General features: G+C 69.6%; 16 protein-coding genes. 11 read left to right on the plus strand and 5 right to left on the minus strand.

From position 1 onward, the window contains the following. The first annotated feature begins 22 nt into the window (after positions 1–22). A complete protein-coding gene (locus AB0B82_RS23795; RefSeq protein WP_360172412.1) occupies positions 23–1,246 on the plus strand; it encodes a lectin in 1,224 nt (407 codons plus the stop codon). Positions 1,247–1,250: 4 nt separating this feature from the next. On the opposite strand, the gene AB0B82_RS23800 is transcribed toward AB0B82_RS23795, so the two are convergent. Next, entirely contained in the window at positions 1,251–2,426 is a 1,176-nt protein-coding gene (locus AB0B82_RS23800) for an ROK family transcriptional regulator (RefSeq protein WP_360172415.1), read from the minus strand. 231 nt (positions 2,427–2,657) lie between these two features. Here AB0B82_RS23800 and AB0B82_RS23805 point away from each other — a divergent pair, with 231 nt between their 5' ends. The 7 genes from AB0B82_RS23805 to AB0B82_RS23835 all read left to right on the plus strand — a co-directional run bounded on the left by AB0B82_RS23805 (position 2,658) and on the right by AB0B82_RS23835 (position 11,117). Beyond that, entirely contained in the window at positions 2,658–3,704 is a 1,047-nt protein-coding gene (locus tag AB0B82_RS23805) for a LacI family DNA-binding transcriptional regulator (protein ID WP_360172418.1), read from the plus strand. A 183-nt stretch (positions 3,705–3,887) separates the two neighbouring features. Beyond that, positions 3,888–5,570: an ABC transporter substrate-binding protein gene (locus tag AB0B82_RS23810; protein WP_360172421.1), complete on the plus strand. Its 1,683-nt coding sequence runs from the start codon at positions 3,888–3,890 to the stop codon at positions 5,568–5,570. An 85-nt stretch (positions 5,571–5,655) separates the two neighbouring features. After that, the gene (locus tag AB0B82_RS23815; protein WP_360172424.1) at positions 5,656–6,669 is read left to right on the plus strand and encodes an ABC transporter ATP-binding protein; all 1,014 of its coding nucleotides are present in this window, start codon (positions 5,656–5,658) and stop codon (positions 6,667–6,669) included. Beyond that, positions 6,666–7,646 (plus strand): ABC transporter permease, encoded by a 981-nt coding sequence (locus AB0B82_RS23820; RefSeq protein ID WP_360172427.1) that lies wholly within the window; start codon positions 6,666–6,668, stop codon positions 7,644–7,646. Before AB0B82_RS23815 ends, AB0B82_RS23820 begins: the two co-directional genes overlap by 4 nt. Before the next feature lie 3 nt (positions 7,647–7,649). Next, a complete protein-coding gene (locus AB0B82_RS23825) occupies positions 7,650–8,693 on the plus strand; it encodes an ABC transporter permease (RefSeq protein WP_360172430.1) in 1,044 nt (347 codons plus the stop codon). Then, on the plus strand, positions 8,690–9,691 hold the full coding sequence (locus AB0B82_RS23830) for an ABC transporter ATP-binding protein (protein ID WP_360172433.1): 1,002 nt from the start codon (positions 8,690–8,692) through the stop codon (positions 9,689–9,691). The genes AB0B82_RS23825 and AB0B82_RS23830 overlap by 4 nt, the downstream gene beginning before the upstream one ends. 37 nt (positions 9,692–9,728) lie before the next feature. Beyond that, a complete protein-coding gene (locus AB0B82_RS23835; protein ID WP_360172436.1) occupies positions 9,729–11,117 on the plus strand; it encodes a GH1 family beta-glucosidase in 1,389 nt (462 codons plus the stop codon). 75 nt (positions 11,118–11,192) lie between these two features. Here AB0B82_RS23835 and AB0B82_RS23840 read toward each other — a convergent pair whose 3' ends face one another. After that, entirely contained in the window at positions 11,193–11,714 is a 522-nt protein-coding gene (locus tag AB0B82_RS23840) for a hypothetical protein (RefSeq protein WP_360172439.1), read from the minus strand. Positions 11,715–11,832: 118 nt separating this feature from the next. On the opposite strand from AB0B82_RS23840, the gene AB0B82_RS23845 reads away from it, so the two are divergent. Then, complete coding sequence (locus tag AB0B82_RS23845) at positions 11,833–12,582, plus strand: hypothetical protein (protein WP_360172442.1); 750 nt, start codon at positions 11,833–11,835, stop codon at positions 12,580–12,582. Between the two features lie 8 nt (positions 12,583–12,590). Here the strand turns inward: AB0B82_RS23845 and AB0B82_RS23850 are convergent, their stop codons facing one another. Both AB0B82_RS23850 and AB0B82_RS23855 read right to left on the minus strand, forming a co-directional pair. Then, positions 12,591–13,094, minus strand: a complete 504-nt coding sequence (locus tag AB0B82_RS23850) for a hypothetical protein (protein WP_360172445.1) — start codon at positions 13,092–13,094, stop codon at positions 12,591–12,593. A gap of 155 nt (positions 13,095–13,249) precedes the next feature. Next, entirely contained in the window at positions 13,250–15,925 is a 2,676-nt protein-coding gene (locus tag AB0B82_RS23855; protein ID WP_360172448.1) for a LuxR C-terminal-related transcriptional regulator, read from the minus strand. Between the two features lie 243 nt (positions 15,926–16,168). On the opposite strand from AB0B82_RS23855, the gene AB0B82_RS23860 reads away from it, so the two are divergent. Both AB0B82_RS23860 and AB0B82_RS23865 read left to right on the plus strand, forming a co-directional pair. Beyond that, on the plus strand, positions 16,169–18,856 hold the full coding sequence (locus AB0B82_RS23860) for a LuxR C-terminal-related transcriptional regulator (RefSeq protein ID WP_360172450.1): 2,688 nt from the start codon (positions 16,169–16,171) through the stop codon (positions 18,854–18,856). A 223-nt stretch (positions 18,857–19,079) separates the two neighbouring features. Beyond that, on the plus strand, positions 19,080–19,775 hold the full coding sequence (locus AB0B82_RS23865) for a hypothetical protein (protein WP_360172453.1): 696 nt from the start codon (positions 19,080–19,082) through the stop codon (positions 19,773–19,775). Positions 19,776–19,793: 18 nt separating this feature from the next. On the opposite strand, the gene AB0B82_RS23870 is transcribed toward AB0B82_RS23865, so the two are convergent. Then, positions 19,794–21,083 carry a hypothetical protein gene (locus tag AB0B82_RS23870; protein ID WP_360172456.1) on the minus strand — a complete coding sequence of 430 codons (1,290 nt, stop codon included), beginning with the start codon at positions 21,081–21,083 and terminating at the stop codon, positions 19,794–19,796. Positions 21,084–21,178: the final 95 nt, after the last annotated feature.

Below are 21,178 nucleotides of genomic sequence, written 5' to 3' on the forward strand. Positions count from 1 at the left end.
CGCCCCGAGAAATGAGGTACTCATGAAGCGTTCCCGCATGTTCGCGCTCGTCGCGATCGGCGCCGCACTCGTCGGCACCGCCATCCTCCAGCCCGCGGCCGGCGGGCACCAACAGGCCTCCGCCGCGACCACCGCGACGATCTGGGAGGACAACTTCGACGGCCCGGCCGGCCAGGCCCCCGACCCCAACAAGTGGCGCTACGACATCGGTGGCAACGGCTGGGGCAACAACGAGATGCAGTACTACACCGACAGCACCCGCAACTCCGCCCTGGACGGCAACGGCAACCTGGTGATCACCGCCCGGAAGGAGGGCGGCTACCAGTGCCACTACGGGCCCTGCCAGTACACCTCGGCCCGGTTGCTCACCGCGCAGACGTTCACCCAGACGTACGGGCGTTTCGAGGCCCGGATCAAGATCCCCCGCGGACAGGGGATCTGGCCCGCGTTCTGGATGCTCGGCGGCCTGAACTGGCCGAACGACGGCGAGATCGACATCATGGAGAACATCGGCCGCGAGCCGGCCACCGTGCACGGCACGATCCACGGTCCGGGGTACTCCGGCGCCGACGGGATCGGTGCCGCGTACAACCATCCGAACGGCTGGTCGTTCGCCGACGACTTCCACACCTTCACCGTCGACTGGGCGCCGGACTCGATCACCTGGTACGTCGACGGTGTGCAGTACCAGCGCCGTACGCCGGCCGACCTCGGTGGCCGCACCTGGGTGTACAACCACCCGTTCTTCATGATCATGAACGTCGCGGTCGGCGGCTACTGGCCGGGCTACCCCGACAGCACGACGGTGTTCCCGCAGACGATGACCGTCGACTACGTCCGGGTGTCCACGCTCGGCGGCTCCGGCGGCACCGGATCACAGATCACCGGCCTGGGCGGTAAGTGCCTGGACGTGGCCGGCGCGAACACCGCCGACGGTACGCCGGTCCAGCTGTACGACTGCAACGGTACGAACGCACAGCAGTGGACACGCCCGGGCGACGGCACCATCCGGGCCCTGGGCAAATGTCTCGACGTGAACGCCGGATCCGTTGCCAACGGTGCGAAAGTCCAGCTCTGGACGTGCAACGGCACCGGCGCCCAGCAATGGAACTACACCGGCGGACAAGACCTGGTGAACCCACAGGCCAACAAGTGCCTCGACGTCACCGGCGGCAGCACAGCCAACGCCACACCAGTGCAAACCTGGACCTGCAACGGCGCCGCCAACCAGAAGTGGACCGTGTAACGAACTAGCGAACTGCTCCGCCGTCGCGGAGCAGGCGTACTACGGGGAGGGTCGCGGCGCCGAGTGCTACGGCGTCGCGACCCAGTTCGCACAAGACGATCGAGACCTGCTCGTACGGCCGGCGCAGCGCGTGCTTGCCGACCTCGACGCGCAACGTGTCCAGGTGCCGTTCACCGAGCAGCAGTCCGGCCCAGCCGCCGAGCACGATCCGCTCGGGGTTGACGAGATTCACCAGGTTCGCGAAACCCGCGGCCAGGTAGCCGATGGTGTCGTCGACGATCGTTGCCGCGAGCTCCGAATCCGTGTCGAGCAGCTCGACGAACGCAGTCTCTTCGTCGGCACCGACGGTCCCGCCGGCCTGGCGGTAGCGGTCCAGCACGCCTTCTGCCCCGACGTACGCCTCGAGGCATCCGAGCGCGCCGCATCGGCACCTGCGGCCGCCGTACACGATGGTCATGTGGCCCCACTCGCCCGCGCTGCTGCGCGCACCGCGATAGCTGGATCCACCGGCCACCAGGGCCGAGCCGACACCCGAGCCGACCAGCGCGACCACCACGTCGCTCGCGCCGCGCCCGGCACCGAACCACATCTCGGCCTGCCCGAGCATGTTCGCGCCGTTGTCCAGCTGGATCGGGATATCGGTGCCTTCAGCAAGCATCTTCGCGAGCGGTACGGCGTTCCACCCGAGCGTCTGCGCGTCCACGACCGCGTTGTCCTCGACCACACCGGACACCGCGACGCCCAGACCGAGCACCTGCTCCGGGCGGACTCCGGACGAGGTGACGACGGCCGAAAGCCCCTCCAGGACGTGCTTGACGACCTCGTCGGGCGTCGGCGAGCTGATCGGCTGATCGGCCCGCGCGAGCACGTTCATCGCCAGGTCGAACAGCTCCACCCGGACCCGGGTCTCACCGACCTCGGCGCCGGCGACGTACCGGAAGGTCGGTGCCACCCGCAACAACACCCGCGGCCGGCCGCCCTCGGACTCGACCGAACCGGCCTCCTCGACCACCCCTTCGGCGATCAGCTCGCCGACCAGGTTGCTCACGCTGGCCGCGCTGAGCGAGGTCCGGACGGTCAGTTCCTGGCGGCTCAGCGGACCTTCGCGATAGATGCTGGTGAGGATCACCGAGCGGTTGGACCGGCGCATGTCCCGCACCGTCGTCCGGCGTACTTCCATCCCCACCTCACCAAGACCGCGGACCGGACAGCTGACGGGACGCCCCGTCGCCTGCCCCGAGTCCATCACGGCCGCCCACCGGACGGAAGAGGTGGGCTTCTTCCAGGTCGTGAATCAAGGTCCGTTTCGTTACCGGTCCGTGATTGACGCCTCGTGGCGACTCGGCTTTGATCTACGGAACCGCTTCCGAAACCGGTTCCGTCCGGTCCCTACCGCCCGAAGGGAGTGAGCGTGTCCGTCACCATCGCCGATGTCGCGGCCCGTGCCGGCGTCAGCAAGACGACCGTGTCACGCGTCCTCAACGGCAAGGGCGAGCTGGACCTGCGGACCGCCGAGCGCGTGCGGCAGGTGATCGCCGAGCTCGGCTACGTGCCGAGCGCCCGCGCGGTCGGACTGGCCCGCGGCCGGACCCGGATCGTCGGAATGCTGGTCCCGTCGCTCACCTGGCCCTGGATGGGCGAGGTGCTGCAAGGCGCGGTCGACGTCGTCGAGAGTGAGGGCTACGGCCTGCTGCTGTTCACCTTCAACCGGGGCGCGGAGTCGATGCACCAGTTCGCGTCCCAGGTCTCGGCGCAGTCGTTCGACGGCCTGCTGGTGATCGAGCCGGAGGGCACGCTCACCTACATCGAGCAGTTGCACGCGCGCGGCCTCCCGGTCGTGCTGATCGACGACCGGGACAACCGGCCGCAGTTCCCGTCCGTCTGCACCACCAACTACGCCGGCGGGCAGTCCGCCGCCCGGCACCTGCTGGAGCTCGGTCGTCGCCGGCCACTGGTGATCACCGGCGTCGAGCGCTTCGGTTGCACCCACGAACGCCTGGACGGTTTCCGCGACACCTATGCGGAGGCCGGCCTCGAGCTCGACCCGAGACTCGTGTTCGAAGGCGACTTCACCCACGAGAGCGGACGCCGCGGCGTCCAGTACGCGCTCGGCGAGCGGCTGGAGTTCGACGCGGTGTTCGCGCACAACGACCTGTCCGCGGGCGGCGCCATCCAGGCCGTCCGGGAGACCGGGCGGAACGTGCCGAACGACGTGTCGGTCATCGGCTTCGACGACATCCCGTACGCCGAGCACACCGAGCCGCCGCTGACCACGGTGCATCAGCCGATGCGCCAGATGGGTCAGGCCGCAGCCCGGATGCTGATGGGGTACTTCGGCGGCACGCCGCTGCCGGACGCCCCGCAGGTGCTGCCGACGACGCTCGTCGTCCGCAGCTCAACCGCCCCGAAAGCCACCCCGAGGACCCTCAAACCCGCCCCGAAGAACCGGTCCCACTGAAGCTCCGGCGGCGGGGCAGCTGCCCCTGTCCCGCCCCCGGCGTACCCCTCAACACCCCACGCCACCCCACGACACCGCAACGATCGGGCGTGAGCTCTTCCCATGAGAGCGCTTTCACGCCACCATGCACTGGCCCACCGGCTCAGGGTGGGCCATCCGCCAACAGAAACACAGGAGGAACCGATGCGAGCACGACGCACAGTCGCGCTGGCCCTTTCGGGCCTGCTCGCGGCAGCTGCTTTGGCTGCCTGTAGCAGCGGGGACGGGAGCACGGCCGGCAGCGGCTCGACCAGCGGGGCGACCGTTCTGAACGTCGGCATGCCGAACGGACCGCAGACCGAGAACCACAACCCGTTCCTCGGCTCCTCCTCGGGCGCCTCGCTGGGCTACCGCTGGATGATCTTCGAGCCGCTGGTGATGATCAACGGGATCAAACCGACCGAGCCGGGCAAGCCGTGGCTGGCGACCGAGTGGAAGTGGGACGCCAACTACACCAAGCTGTCGCTCACCGTTCGCGACGGGGTGAAGTGGTCCGACGGCAAGCCGATGACCGCCGAGGACGTGGCGTACTCGTTCCAGCTCCGCAAGGACAAGGAAGCGCTCAACCCCGAGGCGATCCCGTACGGCACCATCACCGCCACCGGCAACAAGGTCGACCTGACCTTCACGCGGTCGCAGTTCGTCAACCAGAACAAGATCCTGACCGCGTTCGTGGTGCCGAAGCACCAGTGGTCGACCCTCGCCGACCCGACCCAGGACACCCTGAAGAACCCGATCGGCACCGGCCCGTACACGGTCAAGTCGTTCACCCCGCAGACCACCACGCTGACGCTGCGCGACTCGTACTGGCAGGAGCTCCCGAAGGTCAAGGAGCTGCGGTACACGTCGTACAACGACAACAACGCGCAGACCACCGCACTGTCCAACGGCCAGTCGGAGTGGAGCTTCGTCTTCGTCCCGAACGTGAAGGCCGTCTACCAGGACAAGGACCCGGAGCACCACAAGCTGTGGTTCCCGGCGAACCTGGGCATCCACGGTCTGTGGATCAACACCACCCGCAAGCCGTTCGACAACCCGGCGCTGCGGCGCGCGATGAACCACGTGATCAACCGCGACGACATCTTCCACCAGGGCGAGGCCGGGTACTTCTACCCGAAGGTCGAGTCGATGACCGGGATCCCGACGCCGGCCGGTGAGTCGTTCATCGCCCCGGAGTACAAGGACGCGCTGCACAAGGTCGACGTCGAGGCCGCCAAGAAGGAGCTCAGCGACGCGGGCTTCAAGCTCGAGGGCGACACGCTGAAGGACCCGACCGGCAAGCCGGTGACGATCACGCTGACCGACCCGGCCGGCTGGTCCGACTACATCACCGATCTGGAGATCATCAAGGACAACCTGTCCACGATCGGCATCAAGGCGACCGTCGACAAGGCCAACCAGGACGCCTGGTTCAAGGCCTTCGACGAGGGCAACTTCGACGCCGGCATGCACTGGACGAACGGCGGCGCGACGCCGTACGACATCTACCAGAACATCATGGACGGCAAGATCCTCAAGCCGGTCGGCAAGGGCGGCGTGAGCGGCAACTACGGGCGGTTCAACAGCCCGGAGGCGACCAAGGCGCTGGACGAGTACGCGAACGCCTCGGACGACGCGACCCGCACCAAGGCCCTGAACACGCTGCAGAAGATCATGGTCGAGCAGATGCCGGTCGTTCCCACCTCGGCGTCCAACGTCGGCGGGCTCTACAGCACGAAGAACTGGGTCGGTTGGCCCGACGAGCAGAACCAGTACGCGCCGGCCCAGCCGACGCAGCAGAACGCTCTGCAGATCGTCCTCAACCTGAAGCCGGCCGGCAGCCAGTGACACCGGGCCGCGGCGCCGGGTTCCGGCGCCGCGGCTCCGGCCTGCCCTCCGCGCGGTGAGCGCGGCGAGCCGTGATTGGAGTCTTATGACGGTCACCGAGACCGAGGTTGTCCTCGAGGCGGAAGGCCTCACCAAACACTTCCCGGTACGGCGGGGCATCCGTGACCTGCTGTCCCGCGAGCACAAGGCCGTACACGCGGTCGACGACGTCCGGCTGACGCTGCGCCGGGGCCGGGTGACCGCGCTGGTCGGCGAGTCCGGATCCGGCAAGTCGACCGTGGCGCGCCTGCTCGCGCAGCTGTACGGGCGCACCAGCGGCGAGATCCGGTTGCACGGCGAACCGGTCACCGTCCACGGCGGCCGGAAGTTCCGGGCGTACGCGCGCCGGGTGCAGATGATCTTCCAGGACCCGTTCGCCTCGCTGAACCCGACGCACACCGTGCGGTACCACCTGACCCGGGCGCTGAAGATCCATGGCCGTGCAGGCGATCTCGAGCAGAACCTGCGCGACCTGCTGAACCAGGTGCAGCTCACTCCCCCGGAGCGCTACCTGGACAAGTTCCCGCACGAACTGTCCGGCGGTCAGCGGCAGCGTGTCTCGATCGCCCGCGCGCTCGGCGCCGACCCCGAGGCGCTGCTCGCCGACGAGCCGGTCTCGATGCTCGACGTCTCGATCCGGCTCGGCGTCCTGAACCTGCTCCGGGATCTCAAGGAACGCCTCAATCTCGCCATCCTCTACATCACCCACGACATCGCGTCCGCCCGGTACTTCGCCGACGAGACCTTGGTGATGTACGCCGGCCGCATGGTCGAGGGCGGCGACTCCGAGACCGTTACCCAGAATCCCGCGCATCCGTACACCCGGCTGCTGATCGAGAGCGCGCCGGACCCCGATCGGCTCGGTCAGCTGAGTACGCCCGAGGACCAGGCCGGCGGCGAGCCGCCCAGTCTGATCGCACCGCCGACGGGCTGCCGGTTCAACCCGCGCTGCGTGCACGCGATGCCGAAGTGCTCCACCGACCTGCCGCCGCGGTTCGAACTGCCCACCCAGGGCCACTGGGCCGCCTGCTGGCTGTACGAGGAGGGGGCGGCGAAGTGAAGTTCCTCCTGCAACGGCTGGCCTTCTACCTCTTCACGGCGTGGGCGGCGCTGACCATCAACTTCTTCATCCCGCGGATGATCCCGGGCGACCCGGTGACGTCGCTGATCAACAAGTTCCAGGGCCAGTTGAGCACCGACGCGATCAATTCGCTGTACGTGCTGTTCGGCCTGGACAAGAACGCGTCGCTGTGGAGTCAGTACGTCGACTACTGGGGGCAGGTGTTCCGCGGCGACCTCGGGCTGTCGTTCACGTTCTTCCCGACGCCGGTCTCGGAGATCCTCGCGCAGAGCCTGCCGTGGACGATCGCGCTGGTCGGCATCACCACGTTCGCCAGCTTCATGATCGGTACGTCCCTGGGCGTGCTGGCGGGCTGGCGGCGCGGCTCGATCATGGACGGACTGTTGCCGGTGACAACGTTCCTGTCGTCGATCCCGTACTTCTGGCTCGGTCTGCTGGCGATCACGCTGTTCGCCGGGCCGGGTGGACTCTTCCCGTCGTCGGGCGGCTACGAGCCGGGGCTGGTCCCGAGCTGGACCGGTCCTTTCATCGGCAGCGCGATCGAGCACAGCCTGCTGCCGGCGATCACGATCCTGATCTCGTCGGTGAGCGGCTGGATCCTCACCATGCGGAACATGATGGTGACGGTCGCGTCGGAGGACTACATCACCGTCGCGCACGCGAAGGGCCTGCCCGAGCGCCGGGTGATGGTCAGCTACGCGGCCCGGAACGCGCTGCTGCCGAACGTGTCCGGATTCGCGCTCTCGCTCGGCTTCATCGTCGGCGGCACGCTGCTGGTGGAGATCGTCTTCTCCTACCCGGGCATCGGCTACAACCTGTTCCAGGCCGTCGGCGCCAAGGACTACCCGTTGATGCAGGGCGTGTTCCTGGTGATCACGCTGTCGGTCCTGGTGGCCAACCTGCTCGCCGACGTCGCGTACCTGCTCCTCGACCCGCGTACCCGCAAGGAGGGCTGATCGATGACAACCTCACTAGGACCAGCCACCACGATCACCGCGGTCACGCCGGAAGGGCCGGAGGTCGAGGCCGCACCGGCGAAACGCCGCCGGCTGCGCTTCGTCGCGAACCCGAAGGCCGCCACCGGGCTGGTCGTGCTCGGGTTCTTCTGCCTGATCGCGATCATCGGCCCGTGGATCGCGCCGTACGACCCGTCCGCGCGCAGCAGCGACCTGATCCAGCCGCCGTCCGGCAAGCACTGGTTCGGGACGACACATCTCGGTCAGGACATCTTCAGCCAGGTGCTCGTCGGGACCCGCGGCGTGATGTTCGTCGGCCTGCTGGCCGGCATCGTCGCGACCGCGCTGTCGATCCTGATCGGTGTCAGCGCGGGCTTCCTCGGCGGCGCCGCGGACGACAGCCTGTCCGTGTTGTCCAACGTTTTCCTGGTGATTCCGGCGCTGCCGCTGATCATCATCGTGGCGTCCACGATCCCCTCGGCCGGCGACCTGATGGTTGCCCTGGTGATCGGGTTGACGTCCTGGGCCTGGGGTGCGCGGGTGCTCCGTGCGCAAACGTTGTCCTTGCGACGCCGGGACTACGTCGAGGCCGCGCGGGCGGCCGGTGAGAGCACCTGGCGGCTGATCGCGTTCGAGATCATGCCGAACCTGACCGCGATCATCGCCTCCGGCTTCGTCGGCACGGTGATCTTCGCGGTGATGTCCGAGATCACGCTGGCCTTCATCGGGATCTCGACGATCTCGGAGTGGAACTGGGGCACGATCCTGTTCTGGGCGCAGAGCCAGCAGGCGCTGGCCCAGGGCGCCTGGTGGTGGTTCGTCCCGGCCGGGCTGGCGATCGCGATCCTCGGCACCGCGCTGTCGCTGATCAACTTCGGTATCGACGAGTTCGTCAGCCCGCGGCTGCGCAGCAGCGGCCACACCAAGGTACGTACGAAGGACGGTCGTTCGGTGCGGATGCGGGTCGGGTTCACCCCGGTCCTCGGCGCGGCCGCCGAGCCGATCACGCCGGTGCTCCGCCGTCCCCGGGAGGAGGAAGTCGCATGAGGGAGCCGGTCCTCGAGATCAAGAACTTCCACGTCGACTACGGCCTCGGCGACGAAGCCGTCCAGGCGGTCCGCGACGTCACGCTGACACTGCACCGCGGCGAGGTCCTCGGCCTGGCCGGCGAGAGCGGCAGCGGCAAGTCGACGCTGGCGTACGGCGTGACGCGGCTGCTGCCGCCGCCCGGTGTGATCAGCGGCGGCTCGGTCACCTACCACCCGCCGTCGGGCGACCCCTACGACGTGCTGGCGCTGACCGACGCGGAACTGCGCGCTTTCCGGTGGGCGGAGACGTCGATCGTGTTCCAGGGTGCGATGAACTCGCTCAACCCGGTGCACAAGGTCTCCACCCAGATGCTCGACGTGATCCGGGCGCACGAGCCGCAACTGTCCCCACAGGCCCGGATCGGGCGCGCTCAGGAAATGCTCAAACTCGTCGGCATTTCCGCGGACCGGCTGGACGCGTACCCGCACCAGCTGTCCGGCGGGATGCGGCAGCGGGTGATGATCGGGATGGCGCTCGTGCTCGAGCCGCAGGTGGTGATCATGGACGAGCCGACCACCGCGCTGGACGTGGTGATGCAGCGGCAGATCCTCGCCCAGCTGGTCGAGCTGCGCGAGCGGCTCGGGTTCTCGGTGCTGTTCATCACCCACGACCTGTCGCTGCTGGTCGAGTTCTCGGACCGGATCGCGATCATGTACGGCGGCCGGATCGTCGAGGAGGCGCGCTCGGCCGATCTGTACAAGGACTCGCTGCACCCTTACAGCGAGGGCCTGCTGAAATCCTTCCCGGCGCTCCGCGGCGAACGGCGTGAGCTGGCCGGGATCCCCGGTTCGCCTCCCGACCTGCGCGGGATGCCGTCCGGCTGTTCGTTCCACCCGCGCTGCCCGCAGGCGTTCGACCGTTGCTCGACCGACGTACCGGTCCTGGAGATCCCGTCCGCGCGCAACGACCCCACCCGATCCGTCGCGTGCTGGCTGCCCGGCCGGACCGCGTCGTGACGGCTCCAGCTACAGCTCGAGAAAGGCGAACATGAGCATGAGTACTGCCGATCTGGTCGCGGGGCTGCCCGCCGGCTTCCGCTGGGGCGTCGCGACCTCGGCGTACCAGATCGAAGGTGCGGTCAGCGTCGACGGCCGAACCCCGTCGATCTGGGACACCTTCTGCCGGGTCCCCGGTGCGATCGACAACGGCGACACCGGGGACATCGCCTGCGACCACTACCACCGGATGCCGGCCGACGTCGCGCTGATCAAGGACCTCGGGCTGGACACCTACCGGTTCTCCGTGGCCTGGCCACGGATCCAGCCACGCGGCAAGGGCCCGGTCAACGCGGCCGGGATCGGCTTCTACGACCGGCTGGTCGACGAGCTGCTTGCCCAGGGCATCGATCCGTGGGTGACGCTGTACCACTGGGACCTGCCGCAGGAGCTCGAGGACGCGGGCGGCTGGCCGGCGCGCGACACGGCGTACCGGTTCGCCGAGTACGCGATGCTCGTGTTCGACGCACTGCAGGATCGGGTCAGCACCTGGACCACACTGAACGAGCCGTGGTGCTCGGCGATGCTCGGGTACGCGTACGGGCTGCACGCGCCCGGGCGACGCGAGTACCCGGCCGCGATCAACGCGGTCCACCACCTGCTGCTCGGGCACGGCCTGGCCACGCAGCAGCTGCGCGCGGCCGCGACCCGCCCGATCGACATCGGCATCACGCTGAACGTCGCGACGGCGTACCCGGCCTCGGACGCGGAGCCGGACGTCGACGCGGCCCGCCGCGCGGACGGGATGGGCCGGCGGATCTACCTCGACCCGCTCGTCCACGGGCAGTACCCGGCCGACGTGGTCGCGGACCTCGCCCGCGAGGGCGCCGAGCTGCCGATCCAGGACGGCGACCTGGAGATCATCTCGTCGCCGATCGACGTGCTCGGCGTGAACTACTACTTCAGCCAGAAGTTCACCGGGTACGCCGAGGACGGCAGTACCGCTGACGCCGACGGCGTCCCGGTGAGCCGTGCCCTGCCGCTCGGCCGGCCGCGGACCGCGATGGACTGGGAGATCGTCCCCGAAGGCTTCACCGACCTGCTGCTCAGCATCGCCCGCGACTACCCCGGACTGCCGATGGTCATCACCGAGAACGGGTCCGCGTTCGACGACGTACCCGACGAGACCGGGTACGTCGAGGACACCGACCGGACGGCGTACTTCACCACCCACCTGGAAGCGGTCGCCGACGCCATCGCACAAGGCGCCGACATCCGCGGCTACTTGGCGTGGTCGCTGATGGACAACTTCGAGTGGGCCTACGGGTACGTCAAGCGGTTCGGCATCGTCCGCGTCGACTACGACACCCAGCAGCGCACCCCGAAGGCCAGTGCGCACTACCTGAAGGAACTCGCCGGCCTGCACCGCGGCCGCCCGAGGTCATGACGTACCGCCCCACGTCGTGACGGTCGGTCCGCGGGCGCGGGCAACGGGGAGCTGTTCCCGGATCAGTTCCGGAAGCTACTCCGCGATCTCGCGTCCGTGGACGGTCAGGGCCCAGATGATCAACAGGTTCATCGTGATCATGATGGCCGCCCAGACCGGATGCGCGGCCAGGAAACCGATGTTCACGATCGCGCTGACCATCGCCACCAGGACACCGACGATGCGCGCCCACAGCTTGCCGGCAAACACGAAGAAGCCGGCCAGGGCGACGATCGCGCCGACCGCGATGTGCACCCAGCCCCACACGGTGTAGTCGACCGACACCGTGAGCCGGGCCCGCTCGACCAGGAAGTAGTCGTCCTTGAACAGCGCGACGATTCCCTCGAGCACGTGGAAGACCCCGAGCAGCACCATGATCACGCCGGCGAACGCGATCCAACCCACCCAGGCCGACATCGTGGTGGCCTGAACACTCCCCGGGCGCTCCGGCGTTGTCGTCCGCGGCGGCGGTGCCTGCTGTGCTGTCTGCTGTGCTGTCTGCTGTGCCGTCTGTTGGGCTGTCTGCTGGGGCGTGGGCTGCGACGTGGATTGCGACATGGCCGGTCTCCCCCTTCGGTGGAATCCTCGGCTCCCACACTGTCTCGCCGCGGCCTCCGGCTGCCTCATCCGGCGAGGATGAGGCAGGTCCCGGGCCGAGCTGACAGCCTTTCTGAGGGTGAGCAGGACGGTACGGCGATTCCGCCGATCGGGCGGCACACCAGTGGGCATCGGCCGGCTGGTGTGGTGGTGGTGCCTCGTCGCGGCGGCCGTACTCGGCACCCTCGCGATGCTCGATCGCTGGGGCGTTGCGGCGCTGATCGTCTTCGTCGCGTTCGGCGCGCTCCTGGCCGCCGTCGTCGCGGCCAACATTTGGTCGGGCGAGTACGTGCAACGCGCGGGCCGCAAGATCGTCATCACCACGCTCTGCGGTGCCCTCCTCGGCCCAGCAGCCGCCGGCCTGTTCTCGGTCTTCGGCACCACCGCGCTGCTGATCATCCTGTCCCTGGCCGCCACCTCACCCGGAGTCGTCAGGTTCGCGCGGACACACTGGTTCGCCACCGACGACGAGCAGCCACCCGCGCAGCCGACCGAGCAGTCGACCGAGCAGTCGACCGAGCAGTCGACCGGGGACGTCGCGCAGGCGTCGGGCAGGCACTCCGACGATGAGCCTGCAGGACAGCGGCGTACCGGCCTCGAGCAGCTCGACGACCAGGCGCTGTGTCTCGCCTGGCGCCGAAGCTACTTCCAGCTCGAGGCCGCCGCGACGCCGGCCGAACGCCTCCGAGTGGTCGAGCAGCGGCAGCGGTACCTCGACGAACTACAGCGCCGTTCGCCGCACGGAGTGGCCGCCTGGCTGGCTGCCGGCGCCCGCGCCTCCGGCGACCCGCTTCCGTACGTCGCCGACAACCGCCGCCGCATCGACTGACCGCCCCGTTACCGGCTGACGGAGTCACCGGAGACCGGCGACTTGGCCGGCCGGGTCACGTCCGGGCGGGGTACGTCGGGTTCGGCGGCGCGCCATGGCGGCTCGTCGCCCTCGATCCGGGACCGGGCCGCGGACCAGCCGACCGTGAGCGCCCACAGGATCGCGATGTCCAGAGCGAACATCATGATCGCCCAGATCGGGTAGGCGTCGAACCAGGCGAACTGCGAGAGCGCGTGCAGCGCGACCACGATGATCGCGACGATCCGCGCCCAGGTGCTGGTCGTGAACAGGCCGCCGCCGACGGCCATCAGCAGCAGGCCCGAACCCATCAGGACCCAGCCCCACCCAGTGGTGTTCACCACGAGGAGATGCTCGGGGGTCAGTACCAGCTTGTCGTCGTCGAACAGTGCCACGAAGCCTTGGAAGATGTTGACCAGCCCGGTCACCATCAGCATCGCGCCGGCGAACAGGACCATCCCGGCCGGCCACATTCCTTCGCGATCGGTAGCCATTGTCGGCCCCTCCATTCGTCGGTTGGATGCCCCGGACACTGCGCCGTACCGACCCGGCCGGCATCCCCCGCGCCGGACGATCCGACCCCGCCGAACCTGCACGAAGACATTGACAGCAAGTGGGTACCCAGGCGCCGGCCCGCGGCCCGGCAGCCTCAGACCGGGATCAGGCTCAGCGCCCGGGCACGTCGGACGGCCTCGTTCCGCCGGGAGACGGCGAGTTTGCGCAGGATGTTGCGGATATGGGTACGCACGGTGTTCACCGACACGAACATCGTCAGCGCGATCTCCTCGGTGGTGAGCAGCTCGGAGAGGTGGCCGAGGACCTCGAGTTCCTTCGGCGTGAGCTGCTCGACGAGCGGCTCGGCCTCCGCGAGCACGGGCGCCGGACAGGTGCGAATCCGGAGCACTCTGGTCCGGGGACCGAGAACAGACTTGAGCCAGGAGTTCCGGCCGGCCAGTTCGGGATCCGCGGCCAGTAGGTGGCGGACCGCCGGCGGCGCCTCCCAGAACGGCCGACGCAGTTCCTCCGGCCGAGCGAGGCGGACTGCGTCGGCGACCGAGGTCCGGGCGCGCTCGGGATCACCACGGTGCAGTTCGTACGCCGCCTCCAGCAACCGTGCGCCGACCCGCGCCTGCAACGGCTGGTTGCCTTGAGCAAGAATCCGGGAGGCCGCGGCCGCGACCCCGCTCCAGTTCTCGCGCTGCAGGTGCGCGTGACCGAGGACCAGCGCCGCGTCGGCGGCACCGTCGAACGGATCGATCAACCGTTCCGCCTCGTCGGGCCGGCCCTGGACGACCTTCAGCTTGGCCGCTTCGACGCGCAGCGGATGCGCCGACCAGCCGGTCCCGCCGGCGTCGGCGGAACCGGCGGCCGTCTCGACGAGGGCCATCGCCTCGTCGAGCGCTCCGCGCGCCTCGAGCAGCCGTGCCTGGACAACCGCGGCCTGGGCCCGCAGCACCGGCTCGTCGCAGGCGTCGTACGACCGCATCGCCGCCCGGACGTGATCGTCGCCGGCCCGAAGTTCGTGCCGTTCGATGCTGACGCCGGCCAGCGCGATCTCCGCAGCCGGCGGCGGATCGTTCGCGAGCAGTCCGGCGCGCTCCACGAGGGCCGCCGACTGTTCCGCCCACTCACTGGCGCCGCGCAGCGAACCCTCGAAGGAATCGAGCAGCGCGAGGTAGCCGAGACAGTCGGCTGTCAGCGTCTCGTACCCCGGCGCCTTCGCCCGCACCGCTGCTATCAGGACGTCGCGCGCGCGGGCCAATTGACCGTCACGCAGCAGCGCCCGCGCCTTGACCGTCCGGATCAGCAGTGCCAATTCCGGATGGGCTGCCACCACGCGCCAGTCTTGCGTGCCCAGCAGTTGCGCGGCCCGGTCGGCGTACGCCACGGTCCGCGGATCGCCGGTCAGTGACGCGCACATCGCCCGTACGACGTCCGCCGCCAGGCCGAGCGCGCCGTGCGATTCCTTGGGCGACAACTGCTCCAACTCGTGGACGCATCGAGCCGTGTCGCGGTCGGCCAGCGCCAACGCGGCCCTGATCACCGCGGCACCCGGATCGACGACATCGGGCGGCAGTTTGCGGAGCATCAGATGCACTCCGCTGCTGTCGTCACGCAGCAGCACGTCGCCGATGGCAAGACCGTCGATGACGTACGCCGCCGCGTCGCGCCACGCCCCGGCCTCGGACGCGAGGCCGACGGCGGACTCGATCAGCCCCTCCTGGGCGAACCAGTCGGCCGCCCGCTTCAGCAGCATCCGCCGGAGCCGCGGCGCCTCGTACGCGAGCTCGGCCCGCAGCAGCTCCCGCAGGAACGGGTGATAGCGGTACCAGCCGGGGTGATCCGGCAGCGGCTCGACCAGAACGTTGCCAGCCGCAAGTGACTCGAGCAGCCGGCCCGCCGAGCGGCCGGCGAGCTGCTCGACCAGGCTGGGCTGGAGGACGTCCACGACACCGGTGCGCAGCAGCAGCGAGCGCACGTCGTCGGACTGTGTCCGGAGCATCTCGGCCGTCAGGTACTGCGCGATGTTGCCGCTGTCGCCGGCGAGGTCGGCCACTGCCTCGTCCGGATCGTCGCTGCGCTCCAGGTACATGCTCGCGAAGCGCAGGCCGACCGCCCAGCCGCGGGTTCGCGAGGTCAGCGCGCACACCGAGTCGCCGCGCAGGGTGATCCCCGACAGCTGCATCAGGTGTGCGGTCTCGTCCTCGGTGAAGGCAAGCTCCGGCATCCGGATCTCGGTGATGATCCCGGCCTGGCGGTAACGACGCAGTGGCAGCGTGGGATCGACCCGGGTCAGGATGACCAGACGCAGGCCGTGATCGCTGTGCCGCAGGAGGAAGTCGAGGTCGCTGGACTGCTCGGCGGCGGCGATCTCGTACCCGTCCAGCACCAGCGTCACCGGTTGCGGCCGGTCGGCCAGCACCGTCGCGAGTTCGGTGAGCATCTGGGCGTGCGCGTCCGCGGTGTCGTCGCGGGTTCCGGGCAGCACGACCCCTTGCCGGCGCAACGCCTCGAGGACCTCGGTCCAGAACATCGCCCGCGGAACGTCCCGCTCCTCCAGGGTCAGCCAGGCCGCGCCGACACCCGTCGCCGTCCGGCGCGCCGCGGCCCAGGCAGCGACCAGGGCGGTCTTTCCACTGCCGGCCGGCGCACTGACCAGTGTCAACGGCTGCTCCACCCCACGCAGCAAACGCTTGTTCAGCCGCGACCGATCGACGTACCGCCGCGGACGCCGCGGGATGCCGAACCTGACCGCCGACAAAGGATCGACGACCCCCATCCCCTCGAGCTCCGCGGACCGATCGGTTCCGTAGATCTCCCCCATGGGGCTTACCGTGACTCCGCCGGATCAGGACGGCATCACCCGACGCGGGTAATGCCGGTCGGGCACGGGTATCATCGGACGGGACAGGACTGGTCGTGGGGGGCGACACAGCCGAGTGCCTCGTCGCGGGGGCGATGTGATCCGGGGCTGCTCAGGACCAGCGCTCGATATCCGCGCACTTGTCCGTGGTCCAGACGTACTGGCCTTCGGCACCTGGCGCGGGCAGTCGACGGGGTCGGGGCGATGTCACCTGCTGAAGCCGAACACTTCCGTCTCGGTGCCACGGAGGCACTGGACGTCCATCTGCTGACGACGAAGCTGGCGCGGCCGCGCGTGCCGTCGACGTACGTCGAACGACCGCGGATCGCCGAACTGCTTCAGCAGGGGTCGCAGCAGGCGTTGACGGTGGTGAGCGCCGGCGCCGGCTGGGGAAAGACGCTGGCGACCGCGGCGTGGGCTGCGTCTGCGCGCGCTTCGGGCCCGGTCGCGTGGCTCTCGCTCGACGAGAGTGACAACCATCCGCGGTCGTTCTGGACCTATTTCGTGGCGGCGATCCGGAGCGCCGTGGACATTCCCCGCGACAACCCGCTGGCAGGTCTCGCCCCGGGCCTCGGCGGTGGGGCGGGCAGCCACCGCCGGATGGTCGAAGGGCTGTCCCGGCTTCCGGAGCCGGTGATCGTCGTCCTCGACGACTTCCAGGGGATCCGCGAACCGGCGGTGCTCGCCCGGATCGCGGAACTGTTGCGGCACCCGCCCGCGCCGCTGCGCCTGATGCTGCTGACCAGGGTGGATCCCGCTCTGCCGCTGCGGCGTCTCGAACTTCGGGGCGAGCTCACCGAGCTGCGCTCCCGGGACCTGGCTTTCGACCTCCCCGCGGCACTCGCGCTGTTCGCGGCGCACGGCCTCGCGATCAGTTCGGACGACGCCCGGTTGCTGCTCGCCCGGACCGAAGGCTGGCCGGCCGGGCTCCGGCTGGCGGTCTACTTCCTCAAGGGCGGGGGCCGCACGGCGGCCGACTTCGCGGGCGACGACCAGGCGGTGAGCGACTACCTCCTGGAGGAGGTGCTCACCAGTCAGCCTCCCGAACTGCAGCGGTTCCTGCTGCGGACGTCGGTCGCCGACCGAGTGAGTGGCGGACTCGCCCACGCGCTGACCGGCGATCCCCGCGGAGAACGTTTCCTGGAGCGGCTGGAACGATCCAACGCGTTCGTGATCGGCCTGCATCCCGACCGCCGGTGGTACCGGTATCACCCGATGCTCCGCGAGATGCTGCGGCACCAGTTGGCCCTCGCCGAGCCGGAGATCGTGCCCGACCTGGAGCGGCGGGCGGCGCTCTGGTACGCGACGAACGGCCAGCCGATCGAGGCGCTGCGGCACAGCGCCGACGCGGCCGACTGGCACCTGCTCGGCCGCCTGTTCGTCCGGCAGGCCGCGCCGCTGATGGTGTCCGCCCAGCGGTCCGCGGTGGCCGCGCAGCTGACCCGCGTTCCGAGCGGCCGGCTCACCGAAACCCCCGAGCTGGCCGTGTGCGCGGCCGCGCTGCGCATGCACTCCGGCCGGTTCCGGGAGATGCGTCCGCACCTCGAACGCGCCCGCGCACAGCTGGACCGGGCGGGTCCTGAGGAGCGGGTCGCGACCTCGATCGCGATCCGGGTGTTCTCGGCCGCCGTCTCGCGAACGCACGGCGACATCGACACGTTGATCGCCGAATCCGCGACGGCGCTGGACGAGACGTCCGGGCCGGGAGCGTTGCTGCCGGCCGCGGAGCCGTACCGGGCGATTGCCCTGAGCAACCTTGGCACCGGGCTGCTGTGGTACGCCGCCTTCGACGAGGCCGACGAGCGCCTGCAGGAAGGACTCCAACTCACCACCGCTCATCGGCTGGACGCATCGCGGATCAACGTTCTCGCGCACCTCGGGCTCGCTGCCGCCGTGTCCGGCTGGCTGCGGCGCGCCTTCGAGTACGCCGCCGAAGCGGTCGAAGTGGTCGAGGCGCGCGGCTGGGAACCCCTTCCGCAAGCGGCGAACGCACACTTGGCGTTGTCGATCGTCCAGCTTCGGTGGAACAACCTCGACGAGGCGCAGAGCCACTTGGTCCGCAGCGCCGACGCCGCGCGCCCCGAGCCCGCGGCCAGGTGCGCGGCCGGCCTCGGCAAGGCGCGTCTGCACGCATTCCTCGGTCGATCGGAGGCGGCGCGCCGGGAGTTGGCACGAGTCCATCGAGAGCTCGCGCGGTGGCGACCACCGATCCTGCTCCGGCGCTGGCAGGCAATCACCGAGGCCGAGCTCGACCTCACGGCCGACGACCCGGCCGCGGCCATCGCCAGATTGAGTGCACCGGCCAGTCACCATCAGCCGCCCTTCGAACGGGAGCAGACCTGTCTCGCGGAGGCCCACCTCGCGAGCGGGGATGCACAGCGTGCCGAGGAGATTCTGGCGTCGCTGCCGGCGGAAGCGGACGACCCCACGTCCGCCGTGGAAGCCTGGCTGCTGACGGCGCTGGCGGCCGACCAACTGGGGCGCACCGACCGGGTCCTCGACGCTCTCGGCCGGGCGGTGGAGGCGGCCCGGCGCACGGGCGTCCGGCGCACCTTGCTGTTCGCGCCGATGCATCAGCCGGCCCGCTTGCTGATCCGGGCCGCGAACTGGGGCCCCGACGCGAGCGCTGTACTGGGCGAACTTCTCGGCGGACCGCGCCAGACCGGGCCGAGTGCACCGGTCACGCCAGCGGCCGAACCGTTGACCGAGCGCGAGCTGACGGTCCTGAACTACCTGCCGACGATGATGACCAACGCGGAGATCGCCGCCGAGCTCTTCGTCTCGGTGAACACGGTGAAGGCGCATCTCAAGCGCATCTTCCAGAAGCTCGACGTGACCACCCGCCGGGACGCCGTACGGCGCGCCCGCGAGCTCGGACTGCTGAACCGATGAACGGCAGCCGACCGGCCGCGGAGCCAGATCGTCCGCCGCGGGTGAAGCGGAGCGGACCGTCCGCACCTACCTTCGTCGGTAGAGGTGGACGGCGCGATCGGCTGGTGGGATCGATCCGCGGCCGGCCACCGGCGTCGCTCTTGGCGTCATTCTCTGAGGGGTGGGTGACGTCAAGAGCCGGCAGCCGCAGCGGACATCGCCAACGGGGTGAAGGGCTGGGACGATGAACGATCCGATGCGGTCCTCCGGAAGTGGGCAGCAGCACGACCGCTCCGGCAACCGGACGCTGTGGGCCTGGGGCGTCCGGATCGCGACAGCGACCGGGCTCTTGTGCGCGATCGTCAGCTTCGGCGTGGGCGGCATCGTCCTCGGGGTGATCGTGCTGGCGTCGGCGAGCGGCGTCGTCGCCGCGTCGATGTGGGGAGCCGACGGCCGGCGAGCGGTACCGCGGATCCTCCGGGCCGGCTTCGGTGTCGGACTGACCGTCCCGGCCGCGATCGGACTGATCGCCGTTCTCGGTCTGGCCGGCGCCGGCGTCGTGCTGGCGCTGGTGGTGACTGCGCCTGGTCTCTCCGAGTTCCTCAGGACGATCCGCAACCCGCAGGACAATCCTGGCGCCCGGCCGGAGCCGTCCGGACCGCAGAAGCCGCCGGCGTCTCTCGCGATTGCGGACGAGCCGTTGACCGAGCTCGATGCACTCGACGACGAGGCCTTGTGTCTGGCCTGGCGGCGAAGCTACCGGCGGCTGGAGGCCGCGCGGACGCCCGCCGAGCGACTGGTCGTCGTGGAGCAGCGCCAGCGGTACCTCGACGAACTCGACCGCCGCTCCCCCGACGGCCTCGCGGCCTGGCTCGCCGCCGGCGCGCGGGCATCGGGCAACCCGCTGCCGTACCTCGATCCGCGCCGCCGCGCCGGCTGACCCGGATCTCCCACGTAGCTACTTGGCGGTGCCAGGTACGGCGCCGCCGGGCAGCGGCGACCGGGCTTGGGTCTCGGACCTGCCCGCACCGACCAGCACCTGGATGATGCACAGCAGCGCGACCACGAGGGCGAGCGACCAGAACAGCCGCGACACCGACAGGTCGTTGCCCCAGACCAGGACGACCGCACCCAGCAGACCTGCCACCACCCGCAGCCACCGCGCGTTCGCGGCCACCCAACGACCGGCCTCGCTCACCGGGCCGCCCGGGAGCGAGCCACCGAGGGTTTCCAGGCCGCCGTTGACCGTCGTACGGACCGCGGATCCGTACCGGTTGGGCCCGGCGAACCAGCCGGCGACGACGAGGATCAGGCCCAGCCAGAGCAGCACCTTCCGAGCCCGGTCCAGGTAGACGAGCAGGGTGTCATAGAAGACCCGGCTCGCCGGACCGAACGACGTACCGGCCAGCGCATCGATGAACAGCTGACGTCCGACCGACAGAGCCAGCGCCAGCAGCAGCGCGTTGGCCGCCAGGACGGCGCCGATGATCACGGTCGTTCGGGCCCGTCGCCGGGCGAGCACCAGCGCTACCAGATAGAGACCGGCCACCGCCACCAGCAGCCATTGGGCCACCGGGTTCGCGAACGCGTAGACCGTCTTGATCTTGCGCAACTCCGGCGCCTCCATCAGCACGATCTGCTTGTCGATGTCGGGCACCGGGATGTTCTGCACGATCGTGAGACCGCGGTCGACGAGCCGTTGCTTGACCCGGTCGATGACCTCGGAGAGATTCAGGACGACTTGATCCCCTTGGAGCGCGACGGCCCCCGACTGGTCGCCGTTCAGCAACCGTTGCAGGGACTGCTGAGCTCTGGTGTTGGCGGCGGTCCACAGGTCGGCGAACTCGTCCGAGGCGAGGAAGTCGCGGACCTGCCGGTCGATCAGGCCGTTGAGCGCCGCCGAGAGCGGGCCGACCAGTCGTTGCAGCCGCGGCCGATCGTCGATGACCCCCGCGAAGACATCGTTGAGCAGCGCCTCGATGTCCACCTGCTCCTGGATCGTGTCGGTCACCTTCGTCGCGATGGCGTCCTGCACCTCGGGCGAGTTCACCAGGGGACCGACCGTGTTCACGTAGCGCGTGGTGTCGTTCAGGGTCCGTTGCCCCCAGTAGGCGACGATCGCCGGCGTGGTCAGCAACGCCGCCAGCAGCAGGCAGATCACCACCGCCGCCGATCGCCCCCTGGACGGCCGTTCGGCCGTAGCCACAGCGGGCCTGGGATCGGTCACCGTCAGGTCCGGATCGGACATGCTGCACCCCCTAGCCCATCGGGCTGAACAACGATCGTCGCTGCCACCGGCAGGTCCGATCCTCACCCCACGCGGATGAAGCGCCCCGGGCCGCC

This window comes from Kribbella sp. NPDC048915 (assembly GCF_040649595.1).
In the GTDB taxonomy this organism is placed as follows: domain Bacteria; phylum Actinomycetota; class Actinomycetes; order Propionibacteriales; family Kribbellaceae; genus Kribbella.

Excerpts from the sequence above, each read along its gene's own strand:
- AB0B82_RS23795 (WP_360172412.1), top strand. The coding sequence starts at position 23 with ATGAAGCGTTCCCGCATGTTCGCGCTCGTCGCGATCGGCGCCGCACTC.
- AB0B82_RS23800 (WP_360172415.1), bottom strand. The coding sequence starts at position 2,426 with ATGGAAGTACGCCGGACGACGGTGCGGGACATGCGCCGGTCCAACCGC.
- AB0B82_RS23810 (WP_360172421.1), top strand. The coding sequence starts at position 3,888 with ATGCGAGCACGACGCACAGTCGCGCTGGCCCTTTCGGGCCTGCTCGCG.
- AB0B82_RS23815 (WP_360172424.1), top strand. The coding sequence starts at position 5,656 with ATGACGGTCACCGAGACCGAGGTTGTCCTCGAGGCGGAAGGCCTCACC.
- AB0B82_RS23825 (WP_360172430.1), top strand. The coding sequence starts at position 7,650 with ATGACAACCTCACTAGGACCAGCCACCACGATCACCGCGGTCACGCCG.
- AB0B82_RS23830 (WP_360172433.1), top strand. The coding sequence starts at position 8,690 with ATGAGGGAGCCGGTCCTCGAGATCAAGAACTTCCACGTCGACTACGGC.
- AB0B82_RS23835 (WP_360172436.1), top strand. The coding sequence starts at position 9,729 with ATGAGTACTGCCGATCTGGTCGCGGGGCTGCCCGCCGGCTTCCGCTGG.
- AB0B82_RS23840 (WP_360172439.1), bottom strand. The coding sequence starts at position 11,714 with ATGTCGCAATCCACGTCGCAGCCCACGCCCCAGCAGACAGCCCAACAG.
- AB0B82_RS23850 (WP_360172445.1), bottom strand. The coding sequence starts at position 13,094 with ATGGCTACCGATCGCGAAGGAATGTGGCCGGCCGGGATGGTCCTGTTC.
- AB0B82_RS23855 (WP_360172448.1), bottom strand. The coding sequence starts at position 15,925 with ATGGGGGAGATCTACGGAACCGATCGGTCCGCGGAGCTCGAGGGGATG.
- AB0B82_RS23860 (WP_360172450.1), top strand. The coding sequence starts at position 16,169 with ATGTCACCTGCTGAAGCCGAACACTTCCGTCTCGGTGCCACGGAGGCA.
- AB0B82_RS23865 (WP_360172453.1), top strand. The coding sequence starts at position 19,080 with ATGAACGATCCGATGCGGTCCTCCGGAAGTGGGCAGCAGCACGACCGC.
- AB0B82_RS23870 (WP_360172456.1), bottom strand. The coding sequence starts at position 21,083 with ATGTCCGATCCGGACCTGACGGTGACCGATCCCAGGCCCGCTGTGGCT.